Here is a 12,611-nt window from a genome sequence, read left to right on the forward strand (position 1 = left end):
TTAAAGGATAAAAATGGTTGATATTAACAGGATAATTAGCGAGTTAAAGCGTGGAGTTGCCGAGATTATTGATGAAGAAAGGGTCGTTAGTTTAGTTAAAAATTTCTACGAAAAGGGCGAAAATTTCTACGTAAAAGCTGGATTTGACCCAACAGCACCAGATTTGCATTTAGGGCATTCTGTCGTGCTTACAAAAATGGCTTTTTTGCAAAAACACGGAGCTATCGTTCAGTTTTTAATCGGCGATTTTACAGGGCAAATTGGCGATCCATCAGGCAAATCAGCCACGAGAAAAAAGCTTGATAAAGCACAGGTTTTAAAAAATGCAAAAACCTACGAAGAGCAAGTTTTTAAAATTTTAGACCCAGAAAAAACCATAATAATGTTTAACTCAACTTGGTGCAACGAGCTTGGTGCAGCTGGCATTATTGAGCTTACAAGCACCTTTGCCGTGGCTAGAATGTTAGAGCGAGATGACTTTGAGAAGCGATATAAGGCTGGGAATTCCATATCAATTAGCGAGTTTATGTATCCGCTTTTACAGGGTTATGACAGCGTGGCAATGAAGTGCGATATTGAAATGGGTGGAACGGATCAGAAATTTAACCTTTTAATGGGTCGCACACTTCAAAGAACCTACAACATCGGCAAAGAACAAGCTGTGATTATGATGCCACTTCTTGAAGGGCTTGACGGAGTCAATAAAATGAGCAAAAGCCTTGGCAACTACATCGGCGTAACCGACCCAGCTAACGATATGTTTGCAAAAACTCTAAGCATTTCAGATGAGCTTATGTGGCGTTGGTATGAGCTACTTAGCATAAAATCAAACGATGAAATTTCAAAGCTAAAAGATTCTGTTAATAACGGCACGTATCATCCAAAAAAGGCAAAAGAGGATTTAGCGCTTGAAATCACGGCTCGTTATCACGGCGATGAAATGGCACAAAATGCAAAGGCTGAGTTTGATAAAATTCACTCTGAGAATAAAATCCCAACCGAGCTTGACGAATTTAGCACAAATGCCCCAGCTTGGGTCGTAGAAGCATTAGTTTTATGCAAACTAAGTCCTACAAACTCACAAGCGCGCCGCGATATAAACGCAAATGCCGTCAGCATAAATCAGCAAAAGATCTCTGACGAGCAACTAAAACTTGGCGTTGGCGAATATATTTTGCAAGTTGGCAAACGAAAATTTGCAAAGTTAAAGGTAATTTAATGCAATCTGTAAAAATAGGCAAATATGAGATAAAATATCCAATAATTCAAGGCGGTATGGGGCTTGGCATAAGCTGGGACAAGCTAGCTGGCAATGTCAGTCTAAATGGCGGTCTTGGCGTGATTAGCTCGGTTGGCACTGGTTATTATGAAAATAGAGCTCACATTGACAAGGAGCTAAACGCAAAACCCTTTGGTAGCGAGAATTTCTACTCCACAAAGGGACTAAGAGCCGTCATCGCAAACGCTCGTAAAATTTGTGGCGACTTGCCACTAGCAGCAAACATAATGTATGCAGCAAACGACTACGCAAGAGTCGTAAAAGATGCTTGCGAGGCTGGTTTTAATATCATCATCTCAGGTGCTGGACTGCCTACAAACTTGCCAGAATTTACTCAAAATTTCAAAGATGTCGCCCTAGTGCCAATCGTAAGCTCGGCAAAAGCCCTAAAAATCATATGCAAACGCTGGATGCAACGCTACGAGCGACTACCTGACGCCGTTGTGCTTGAAGGTCCGCTAAGTGGCGGTCATCAGGGCTTTACCTACGAGCAGTGCTTAGATCCAGCCTATCAGCTTGAAAATTTAATCAAACCAGTAAAAGATGAGATCGCCCAGTGGGGTAGCTTCCCGCTCTTTGTCGCTGGTGGAATTTGGGATAAAAACGACATTGACAAAGTCATCTCACTTGGTGCAAACGGCGTTCAAATGGGCACTCGCTTTATTGGCACACACGAATGCGACGCAAGTCTTGGCTTTAAAGAGGTGCTAATAAACGCCAAAAAAGAGGACATTGAGCTGATTAAAAGCCCAGTTGGCTACCCAGCACGTGGGATTAGGACTAATTTATTAAATTTAGTTGATAAGCGACAAGGCCCTAAAATTCAGTGCATAAGCAACTGCGTAAGCCCTTGCGGGCGTGGCAAAGAGGCAAAAATGGTCGGATACTGCATAGCTGACAGACTTTTTGACGCATTTAGCGGCAAAAAAGAGAGCGGACTATTTTTTAGCGGTGCAAACGGCTACCGATTAAATGAGATTATTAGCGTTAAAGAGCTGTTTAAAAAGCTCATAGAAGGCGAAAATGATTAGAGTTTTACTTGCGATTTTACTATTTTTAAGCACGATTTTTGCAAACGCAACCTTTGAAAATTTTGATAAGAATTTTAAAAATGCACCAAAACAAACGAAGCAAAAAATTCACAACGAGCTTAAAAATTTATACGTAAAATCGCTTGTAGGCAATGATTTAGAGCTACAAAAAGGCGCATTAAATCGCCTAATCATCAGCTCAAAAGCCCTAAATTTAAACGCAAACGAATATCAAAAAGATTTAGCAGATTTATCAAAACAAGCCACCACAAAACTACCATATCTTTTAAGTGCCACAAAGGGCGAAAACGCCCTAGTTTTAAAATTTAACCAGCCGATTTTGGCAAAAAATATAAAAATTTTCACCCTAAATGACAAAAATGGATTTAGAAATGTCATTGATATAAACGCCATTTTAAACGGCAAACCGCTAAGTTATACAAATTTCATCACAAAAGAGATAAACATTGCCCAAAACAACAAGCAAACAATCAGAATCGTCTTTAAAGACAAAGCCCAAAAAAATATAGACGCAAAAATAGATGAAAATTTATTGATAATCGCTACTAAAAATTTTATCTCAAACGAGAGCCTAACTAAACCAATAGCAAAGCAAAAACCACTGCCACAAAAGGCACAGCCAAAGCAGGTTAGAGCATTAAAAACCATAGTCATTGACCCCGGTCACGGAGGCACGGATCCGGGCGCGATAAATGGCAAACTACAAGAAAAAACGGCAGTTTTACAGGTGGCAAAACGGCTTGGCAACGAGCTAAAAAGCAGAGGTTATAAAATTTTTTACACAAGAGATAATGACTTTTTTATAAATTTACGCTCACGCACAAAAATGGCAAACGATAAATCCGCCGATCTTTTTGTTTCAATCCACGCAAACGCCGCTCCAAACGCACAAAAAGCAGCCACAATGCGTGGAGTTGAAACATTTTTCTTATCCCCAGCAAGAAGCGAAAGAAGCAAAAACGCAGCCGCATTAGAGAATAAATCTGACATTGAAGAGATGGATTTTTTCTCAAAGCAGACCTTTTTAAATTTCTTAAATCGCGAAAAAATCATCGCTTCAAACAAGCTTGGTATTGATATACAATCTCAAATTTTAAGCAGTCTAAAAAATAAGCGTTATCAAGTAATAGACGGCGGAGTTAGAGAAGCACCATTTTGGGTGCTTGTGGGTGCTTTAATGCCAGCGGTTTTAATTGAAATTGGCTACATAACCCACCCAGTTGAGGGCAAAATGCTTTTTGATGAACGTTATCAAGAGAGCCTAGCACAAGGCATTGCAAACGGCGTTGATGAGTATTTTAACAAAAACAAATGAGATACGCCACGCTAAATTTCAAGGGCGAAACCGCCTTTAACGCCGAGTTTGACGACATTTATTTTAACACTCAAAAGCCAGAAAAAGAGAGCGAATTTGTTTTTACTAGCGTTTTTGACACGCTTTTAGACACAAAAGATAGTTTTATCGTAGGCGAGGCTGGGTTTGGTGCTGGGCTAAATTTTCTAACGCTTTGTGCTAAATTTTTAAAAACAGACAAAAAACTTCACTACGTTAGCATTGAAAAAACGCCATTTTGCGTTGATGATTTGGCTAAAATTTATCAAAAACTTGGCGTTTTTAAGGGCTTAGTTAAACGGCTAATTAAAATTTATCCGCCATTAAGTAGCGGAATTTTTCGCTTAGAATTTCATAAAAATATCACGCTTGATCTCTGTTTTGGCGAGATTTTTGATACGCTAAAAGAGCTTGATTTTAAGGCTGATGTTTGGTTTTTAGACGGCTTTTCGCCCGCTAAAAATCCGCAAATGTGGAGCGATGAAGTAATGAGCGAAATTGCAAGGCTAACACGCCAAAATGGCGTAGTTTGCACCTACTCATCGGCAAAAATCGTGCGTGAAAATTTAGAAAAAAATGGCTTTTTAGTCACACTTTTAAAGGGTTATGCCAAAAAACGCCAAATGATTAGGGCTGTGCTTAAAAATCAGCCAAAAGATGATATAAAATTCTCATATTTTTCTCGCCCACAAAGCGATGAAAATCTAAAAAATGCCCTGATAATTGGCGGTGGCGTGGCTGGGATTTTAACGGCGATTGAGCTAAAAAAACTTGGGCTAAACGTGAAAATAGCCGAAAAAATGAACGAAGTAGCCACAAATGGGTCAAGCAATTTAAGCGGAATTTTAATGCCACTCATCACAAAAAACGGCGTGAAACTTGGTGCTATGCACAAAAATGCCTTTTTAAACGCAAGCTCATTTTACAAGCAAAACGCCCCAAAATCGGTAGCAAAATTCACTGGCTGTGCCGATTACGCTTACGATGAAACCCTTATTAAACGCTACAAGGACGCCACGCTAAATGACGCTCATATTTACGAATTTAACGAGCAATCATCGCCCTACCCACACATTTTTTGCCACCACTCAGCTTTAATGCACCCAAATAAAATGTGTAAAATTTTAAGTAAAAATTTACACATTTTATTTAACCACGAATACAAATCGCACAAGCACCTAAAAAACGGCAAAATCAGCGTGAAATTTCAAGATAAAACCACCATAAAAACCGATATTTTAATATTTTGTTCTGGTAGTCACAGCAAAGAGATTTTTAAAAATCTACCGCTTAGCTTTGTTAGAGGTCAGGTTACGCACATTAAAACCAGCTTTAATCCGCCCTGCCCCATAAGTGCAAAAGGCTACATAACCCCTTGCTACAAGGGCGTTTGCGTGGTTGGGGCGACCTACTTGCGAAATGAAATTTTTAACGCTCCAAAACCAAGCGATGACATAGAAAATTTAGAAAAAATCAGCGAATTTTTAGACAAAAACGAAGTAAAAATTGTAAAATCAAACGTAGCTTACAGGAGCTATTCAAGCGACAGAGCTCCCATAATTTCGCCACTTTTTGATGAAAATTTTTACAAAACTACCTACAAAAAGTTATTTTGGCTAAAACACAAAGGCATCGCAACACCCCCAAAATACGAGCCAAATGTCTATTTAAACATAGCTCACGGCTCACGTGGACTTGGCACAGCAGTGCTTGGGGCAAGGCTGGTGGCTGATTACATAAAAAATCGCCCACTTTGCATACAAAAATCCCTAGCCTACGAGCTTCACGCCGCTAGATTTTTAATTAGAAAACTAAAAAAGGGACAAGAATGAACGATGAGTTTTATATGGATTTAGCCATTAAAAAGGCGTGGCAATTTTTGGTTTTAACCTACCCAAACCCAGCCGTTGGGTGCGTGATTTTAGATGAAAATGGCAGAATTTTAAGCATTAAAGCACACAAAAAAGCTGGATTTTTACACGCCGAGCCACTTGCGATTTTGTTTGCACTTTTTAGCAAAAATGGCGAAATTTTAAGCGAGTTTTTAAGGCTTTATAATCAATTTTTTAACACCAATTTTAAAAACCAAAATGAGCTTGAAAACGCCGATTTAGACGCTAAATTTAGCTATGATTTTATTCTAAAAAATCACTCAAATTTACTAAAAAACGCAACCGCTTACGTTACGCTTGAACCCTGTGCTCATCAGGGCAAAACCCCGCCCTGTGCAAACCTTTTTGTCGCTTTAAAATTTAAAAGCGTCATCATTAGCCAAAGCGATTTAAACAAAATCGCAAGCGGTGGAGCAAAAATTTTAAAAGACGCTGGGATCGCCGTAAAAATGGGTGTTTTAAACGATGAAGGCAAGAAGCTTTTAGAGCCTTTTGTCTCGTGGCAGAGCGGGAATTTTAGCTTTTTTAAACTTGCCATTTCAAAAAACGGCGTGGCAACTGGCGGGATAATCTCAAACCTAAAAAGCAGAACTCACGCTCACGAATTAAGGGGCGTTTTAGACCTTTTAATAATTGGCGGCAACAGCGTAAGAACCGACCGCCCAAGACTTGATGCAAGACTGGCAAATGCCAAAGCCCCAGACGTGCTAATCTACTCAAAAAGAGATGATTTTGATAAAACGATACCGCTATTTAATGTGCCAAATAGGGGCGTAAAAATTTCAAATAGTTTATGTAATTTAAATGCAAAGTTAATAATGTATGAGGGCGGAGAAAATCTTTTAAAAGAGATGATTAATCATAAAATTTCTAATTTAAAATGGCTTTTAATCTATCAAAGCAGTCAGTTTAAAACTGGCAGAAATGTTATGTTAGATTTTAGTTTAAATCCGCTTTTTCAGAGCAAAATTGATGATGGAATTTATGGGTGGTATGAGTTATGTTAAGATGGTTATTTGTCGTTGTAGTCGCATTTGTCGCTGGGGTTTTGCTAAATTTTTATGCATACAAAAGATTTTTTAAAAAGATATATTTTTTACAGCCATATCTAAAATTTATCCGCCCTATTTTTTATCTAATTAGCATTTTAGAGCTTATTTTTATCCTTTCAGTTTTAGTAAATTTTAGGCTCTCACTCTTTGTTTATCTAGCTGGTGCTACACTGCTTGGATTTAGCTGGTTTATGTTTTGTATCGCTCTTATTTATGATATATTAAGAAGTAGTTTAAGAAAGACAAAATTTAATGCAAACAGGCGGAAATTTATAAAAATCTGCTTTGATTTAGCATTTTTAATCGCATTTTTTGGCTACTTTTTGCGTGGAGTTTTTACCGCTTTAAGACCGCCAAAAATCACACAAAGGCAGATAAAAATCAAAAATTTATCACACCCACTTAGAATCGCCTTAATTTCAGACGTTCATATCGGCGAGTTTTTACAAAAAGAATTCCTAGCCACGCTAGTTTATCAAATCAATCAAACAAAGCCCGATTTAGTCGCAATTGCAGGCGATTTGGTGGATTTAAGTGCTGATAATATCGGCGATTTTTTAGAGCCACTTAGGGATTTAAAAAGCACATATGGGACATTTTATGTGCCGGGCAACCACGAGTATTATCACGGCATTGACGGGATTTTAGAGAAAATTTCAGGGGTTGGGGTTACAATTTTAGGCAACAGCTCAAAAGTCGTTGGTGGCGTGAATTTATGCGGTGTTTATGATTTGGCTGGGGCTAAGTTTGACCACCTAGCACCAGACCTAAATCAAGCCCTAAAACAGACCAAAAGCACTCTGCCGACAATACTTTTATCACACCAGCCAAAATTTATAAATTCAATGCAAAAGAGCGTGGATTTGGTGCTTTGTGGGCATACTCACGCAGGGCAAATTTTCCCTTTTCAGCTCCTAGTTTTGCTTGATCAGCCCTATTTATACGGACTTTATAAACATAATGATAAAATGCAAGTTTATGTAAGCTCTGGTGCTGGATTTTGGGGGCCACCGGTTAGAATTTTAGCACCAAGTGAGATCGCTATACTTGACTTAATAGGAGATTAAAATGTCATTTAACAACATTATTTCAAAAATTTTTGGCGTAATTGCAAAGTATGAATTCCCAAAAGTGTTTCAAACGCCCATAAATCGCTGGTATGTGCGTCATTTTGGCATTGATATGAGCGAGTTTTGGCACACGCAAAGCTATAAAAGCCTAAACGCACTTTTTACACGCGAATTTATCGTGCCACGCCCATTTAATGATGAGCCAAACGCCTTTATAAGCCCTTGTGACGGCACCTGCCTTAGCTTTGGCAAGAGCGAAGGCGATATGGCTTTTAGCGTAAAGGGGCAAGATTACAGCCTAAGCGAGCTTTTAGGCGGTGCGATGAGTAGCTACGAGCTAAAAAACGGCTACGATTTTGCAAATATCTACCTTAGCCCACGCGACTATCACTACTATCACGCACCCTGCGATATGCAAATAGTGCGTGCTTTGCACATACCGGGCGGGCTTTATAGTGTTGCGGTTAAGTGGCTAAGAAAAGTTGATAGTCTTTATATCAAGAATGAGCGTGTAGTTTTAGAATGCTTGGTAAATGGCTCAAAACTTTGGCTCGTTTTTGTGGGTGCTTTAAACGTTGGCAAGATGAATTTTAGCTTTGATAAACGCATAAAAACAAACGCAACAGCAAATCAAATGCAAACCTACAACTACGATGAGCTTTTTGTAAAAAAGGGCGAAAGACTTGGGAATTTTGAGCTTGGCTCAACAATCGTAATTGTAAGCGAAAACGGGCTTTTAAATTATGATTTAGACTACCAAAAACCACTAAAATTCGGTCAAAAAATCGCTACTTTTTAAATCCTCAAAAACGAATTTTGCTTCGCTTTTGCCATAAAGTTTAAATTTATCGCAAAGGCGACTTGCAAACTAGCACACCTTGATACGACATAGCTAAGGTTGCCTAGCCTTACTTCGCTGCCGTTTTTACCGCTTTTGTAATTTTTTAAGGTTGTAATTACTCCGACTTGCAAGGCATTACCACTAATGCCAACGTGGGTAAAATTCACGCCATTTTTTAGGCAAAATTTTGAAATTTCACGCTTTAAACTAATATCATCAAGCGCATCCATAAAAATATCAGCACCAAAAAAATCGCCAAAATCGCTGGGTGCTATCTGCTTTGTTACGACTTTTAAATTTAGTGCTGGATTTATGCCTAAAAGCTCATCTTTAAAATTAAACCTATTAAAAACTCGTGTTGTTAGCAGTATAAAAATCGTTAAATTTTGACTAAAATTAAAAACTTAGATAAAATGATTTTTAAATAATTTTAGGAGAAAATTATGGCTGATGAGTTAATAAAAAAAGAAAATGCCGATGAGATAAAGCTAAAAGAGGCGATAGAAAATAACGATGTCGTGGGGATTTGGCAAGAGTGCGATGACTTTAATAAGCTAAGCGAAACGACCATAAAAACTATGCAACACATAAACGATGAGCAGGTGCGTGAATTTACGCAAAAATTAACACAAACAAACGAAAAAATCCTAACTCTGACCTTTGAAGGCGTAAAAAAACACCACGAAAAGCAAAACCAAAAGCGTGAGAAAATTTTTAAAAACCAGCTAATAACCTACACGATTTTGGCGTTTTTAGCTGGAGTTGTCGTTGGGATTTTTGCCGTTAGATTAATGCAAAATTAACAGCACTTTTAATATGCACCAAAGTCGTATCAAAAAGCCTGATTTTGCTCTCATTTTGGCTTACTAAAAGCCCGATTTCAGTGCAACCAAGCACCACTGCTTGTGCATTGTTTTGGCTAAATTAGCTAATGATTTGTAAAAATTTCTGCCTAGTGCTTTGAAGCTTTTTGCCTAAACATAGCTCGTTAAAAATGGCAGAATTTATAAAATCCATATCACTTTGGCTTGGCAAAACCACGCTCACACCGCCATTAATTAGTGTGCTAACGTAAAAATTTTCACTCATCGTGTATTTTGTGCCTAGAAGTCCGATTTTACTTACATTCTCTCTTTTTAGCTCATCAAGCATCGCCTTTGCAATGTGTAAAACTGGGATTTTTACGCTACTAGCAACCAAGCCATAGACCTTATGCATTGTGTTTGTGCAGATTAAAATAAAATCACAACCTGCATTTTGTAAAATTTTTGCCTGATTTGATAAAATCACAGCTGCCTCGTCCCACCTATTTTGCCTTTGAAGTAGCTCAATCTCACTAAAATTTACGCTTGTTAAAACTATTTTTGCACTATTTAAACCACCTAGTTTTTCATTTACTAATTTATTTATCTGCTCGTAATAAGTCGTAGTTGATTCATAACTCATACCGCCAATAAGTCCGATAGTCTTCATCAAATTCTCTCTATTTTTGGCTCGCCAAAGAGCATTTTTGCACTGCTAATAATGCCTTCTTGCCTGATTTTTTCAAGCTCGGCTTCGCTTTTATTTGCGTTAATTGATAAAATTTCGCTTCTAATATCTTGAATTTGCGGTTTAGTTTGCTGTGTTGGCACCTTTATGCTCTGCCTTAAAAGCTCATCTTCTGGCGTATTTAGCGTGGTTTTTGGCTCGGCTTTTACGACGCTCATCTTTGCATCTTGCCCAAAAAGCGAGCGTAAAAGTGGCATTAAAACGCCGTTGTAGTGGCTTCTAATTAGCTCTCTATCGTCGCCAGTTGCGTTTGAGATGACTTTTAGTTCGTTGTTTTCAAAGCTTACAAATTCTGTGTTATTTTTAAAGCAATCGCCTAAATTTTTATTTCTATCGTAAATTTTTGCTAAAAATTTCTCATAAGCATTTTGCTCTTTTGGCTTTGAAATTTCAGGCTCAAACTGCTTTAAAGTAGCAGTTTTTGGCTCGTTTTGAGCCACCAAAATCGCCTCATCAATGCTTTTAAGATTTGTCGCTTCAATCATCATAAAAAACATAATGCTAAGCACGAAGCCATTGTCGCTCGTGGTATTTAGCATACCCTTTGCCTGTGCTAAAATGCGAAAAAATCGCTCACAAATAAGCAGTGAAAATCTTGGGTCGGAGTTTAAAAATTTATCCTTTAAACTAGCAATTAGCTCATCAATAATCATCTCAGCTTCGTAAATTTCAAGCTCGCTAATCGCGCTTTTTAGCCCCTCTTTATCGGCGTTTAGTACCAAATTTAAAAGCTCTTCAATACGGCTTGGATCAAGAAGTCCTAGCATATTAGCCACGGCAGTTTGCGTGATATTTTCATTCGTGTAAATTATGGCCTGATCAAGCAGTGTAAGCGTGTCCCGAAGCGAGCCAGCACCACTTCTGGCTAAAATTTCAAGTGCCTCTTTTTCGTATTTAATGTTTTCTTTGCTTAGAATAAATTCTAAATGTTTAAGCACGGCGTAGCGGTTAATCTGCTTAAAGCGAAAGTGCTGTGTGCGTGATAAAACGGTGGCTGGTAGCTTTAATGGGTCGGTGGTCGCAAGGATAAATTTCACATAGCTTGGTGGCTCTTCAAGGGTCTTTAAAAGGGCATTAAACGCCTCTCTTGTAAGCATATGCACCTCATCAATGATGAAAATTTTAAACCTTGCCATTGAGGGGTTGTATTTGGTTTGCTCAATCAAATCCCTAATGTCATCAATCTTTCTGTGACTAGCAGCGTCCATTTCAATGATATCAATGTGTCGTGATTCGTTTGCCATTTGGCAGTGGGCACACTTCTCGCAAGGTCTTGCGGTCGGACCATTTTCGCAAACTAGGGCTTTTGAGAAAATTCTAGCACTTGATGTTTTACCACTACCACGAAGTCCAGAAAAGAGATAGGCGTGTCCTAATCTATTCTCATCTAGCGCGTGAGTTAGGCTCTTGCTAACCGCCTCTTGTCCGATAAGCTCATCAAAATTTTTAGGTCTATATTTTAGTGCTAGTGCTTGCAATTTAGCCCCCTGTGTGCAAATTTAAAGCGAGATTTTACTAAAATTCGTATAAATTTTAGATATAATCGCCAAAAAATTAAAAGGAGAAAATATGAAAAAAGCAGTCTTGTTTGTGCTAATCGCACTTGGAATTTTAGGCGTATCAGGGTGCGAAAGAAACGACTATCAGCACCCTTTACACCGCTCAACAAAATAAAGCTAGGGCGGACTACATAAACACCGGTATATCGGTGTGTTCTAAGAAAAATTTTGAAGTCCCGCCCAAAAACATCTCTCTTAGCCCATTTTCGCCCTGTCTGCCAGTTACGATTATATCGGCGTTGTTATCTTTTGCCGATTTTAGCAGGGCTTGACCCGGTATTGAGGTCGTGTCAATCATCTCATATGTGCTATTTATGCCGTGTAGGCTAAAATACTCTTTTAGCATATTTAGGCTATCTTGTGCATTTTCGCCAAGCGTCGCCTTTGCCGTGATACAATGAACCTTGCTAGCTTGTTTTAAAATATCAAGTGAGCTCGTTACGGCACGTGAATTTGAAGGCGTGCCAGTCCAGCAAACTAGGACATTTTTTGGGTCAAATTTGGTTAAATTTCTAGGGATTACTATCCTATCTTTGCCACTTTTCATCACAGCTGCTTCAAATGTGCCAGTGATTTTGCCACTCAAAGGCACGGCAGCCACGACTAAATCGTAAAATTTACTCTCACGCTCAACGACCACGCTTCGTTTGCCATCCCTGATGATAAATCTAGCACTTGCCTTGCCGTCAATTGGCTTGTCGCTAATCTCAACGCCAAGCTCCTTACACATTTGATTAAAGCTCTTTTCGTTTTTAGCGTGCTCTTCGGCTAAATCCGCCTTTGCTGATTTTAAAAATTCCTCAAATAAAACACCACCACGAAGTGTCATTTTCATATTATAAACAATGCTTGGGTCAATCTGACAAGATAATATATCAATGTGCGTTTTAAACCACTTTGCAATAAGCAAAGCCCCATAAATTCGTGGCGTGACATCATCGCCAGCACCGATTGGGAAGAGAATTTTTTTGTATTTCATTTT

The 12,611-nt window shown here is 38.6% G+C and carries 11 protein-coding genes and 1 pseudogene; 8 read left to right on the forward strand and 4 right to left on the reverse strand.

All coding sequences use genetic code 11. From position 1 onward, the window contains the following. Positions 1 to 13 precede the first annotated feature (13 nt). Genes tyrS through NYG85_RS03485 form a run of 7 tightly spaced genes read left to right on the forward strand, consistent with a single transcriptional unit; the run spans position 14 to position 8,477 of the window. Positions 14 to 1,219: a tyrosine--tRNA ligase gene (gene tyrS, locus NYG85_RS03455; protein WP_284937084.1), complete on the forward strand. Its 1,206-nt coding sequence runs from the start codon at positions 14 to 16 to the stop codon at positions 1,217 to 1,219. Further along, on the forward strand, positions 1,219 to 2,310 hold the full coding sequence (locus NYG85_RS03460) for a nitronate monooxygenase (RefSeq protein WP_284937085.1): 1,092 nt from the start codon (positions 1,219 to 1,221) through the stop codon (positions 2,308 to 2,310). The genes tyrS and NYG85_RS03460 overlap by 1 nt, the downstream gene beginning before the upstream one ends. Next, a complete protein-coding gene (locus NYG85_RS03465; protein ID WP_284937086.1) occupies positions 2,303 to 3,646 on the forward strand; it encodes an N-acetylmuramoyl-L-alanine amidase in 1,344 nt (447 codons plus the stop codon). Before NYG85_RS03460 ends, NYG85_RS03465 begins: the two co-directional genes overlap by 8 nt. Next, positions 3,643 to 5,496 carry a bifunctional tRNA (5-methylaminomethyl-2-thiouridine)(34)-methyltransferase MnmC2/FAD-dependent 5-carboxymethylaminomethyl-2-thiouridine(34) oxidoreductase MnmC1 gene (gene mnmC / locus NYG85_RS03470; RefSeq protein ID WP_284937087.1) on the forward strand — a complete coding sequence of 618 codons (1,854 nt, stop codon included), beginning with the start codon at positions 3,643 to 3,645 and terminating at the stop codon, positions 5,494 to 5,496. The genes NYG85_RS03465 and mnmC overlap by 4 nt, the downstream gene beginning before the upstream one ends. Continuing rightward, positions 5,493 to 6,563, forward strand: a complete 1,071-nt coding sequence (ribD, locus tag NYG85_RS03475) for a bifunctional diaminohydroxyphosphoribosylaminopyrimidine deaminase/5-amino-6-(5-phosphoribosylamino)uracil reductase RibD (protein ID WP_284937088.1) — start codon at positions 5,493 to 5,495, stop codon at positions 6,561 to 6,563. The genes mnmC and ribD overlap by 4 nt, the downstream gene beginning before the upstream one ends. Beyond that, a complete protein-coding gene (locus NYG85_RS03480) occupies positions 6,557 to 7,675 on the forward strand; it encodes a metallophosphoesterase (protein WP_284937089.1) in 1,119 nt (372 codons plus the stop codon). The genes ribD and NYG85_RS03480 overlap by 7 nt, the downstream gene beginning before the upstream one ends. Position 7,676: 1 nt before the next feature. Beyond that, positions 7,677 to 8,477 carry a phosphatidylserine decarboxylase gene (locus NYG85_RS03485; protein WP_284937090.1) on the forward strand — a complete coding sequence of 267 codons (801 nt, stop codon included), beginning with the start codon at positions 7,677 to 7,679 and terminating at the stop codon, positions 8,475 to 8,477. Here the strand turns inward: NYG85_RS03485 and NYG85_RS03490 are convergent. After that, positions 8,474 to 8,896 (reverse strand): ThiF family adenylyltransferase, encoded by a 423-nt coding sequence (locus NYG85_RS03490; RefSeq protein WP_349252797.1) that lies wholly within the window; start codon positions 8,894 to 8,896, stop codon positions 8,474 to 8,476. The two genes, NYG85_RS03485 and NYG85_RS03490, sit on opposite strands and share 4 nt — an antisense overlap. Before the next feature lie 66 nt (positions 8,897 to 8,962). Between NYG85_RS03490 and NYG85_RS03495 the strand changes: the two genes are divergently transcribed. After that, positions 8,963 to 9,322 (forward strand): hypothetical protein, encoded by a 360-nt coding sequence (locus tag NYG85_RS03495; RefSeq protein ID WP_284937092.1) that lies wholly within the window; start codon positions 8,963 to 8,965, stop codon positions 9,320 to 9,322. On the opposite strand, the pseudogene NYG85_RS03500 reads toward NYG85_RS03495, so the two are convergent. The 3 genes and pseudogenes from NYG85_RS03500 to NYG85_RS03510 form a co-directional block, all read right to left on the reverse strand. Continuing rightward, positions 9,303 to 9,992, reverse strand: a pseudogene (locus NYG85_RS03500) (aspartate/glutamate racemase family protein). The gene NYG85_RS03495 and the pseudogene NYG85_RS03500 overlap by 20 nt on opposite strands. Continuing rightward, complete coding sequence (locus NYG85_RS03505) at positions 9,992 to 11,548, reverse strand: DNA polymerase III subunit gamma/tau (RefSeq protein WP_284937093.1); 1,557 nt, start codon at positions 11,546 to 11,548, stop codon at positions 9,992 to 9,994. Before NYG85_RS03505 ends, NYG85_RS03500 begins: the two are co-directional and overlap by 1 nt. Positions 11,549 to 11,756: 208 nt before the next feature. Next, complete coding sequence (locus NYG85_RS03510; RefSeq protein WP_284937094.1) at positions 11,757 to 12,608, reverse strand: universal stress protein; 852 nt, start codon at positions 12,606 to 12,608, stop codon at positions 11,757 to 11,759. Positions 12,609 to 12,611: the final 3 nt, after the last annotated feature.

Source organism: Campylobacter gastrosuis (assembly GCF_030249845.1).
Lineage (GTDB): Bacteria > Campylobacterota > Campylobacteria > Campylobacterales > Campylobacteraceae > Campylobacter_A > Campylobacter_A gastrosuis.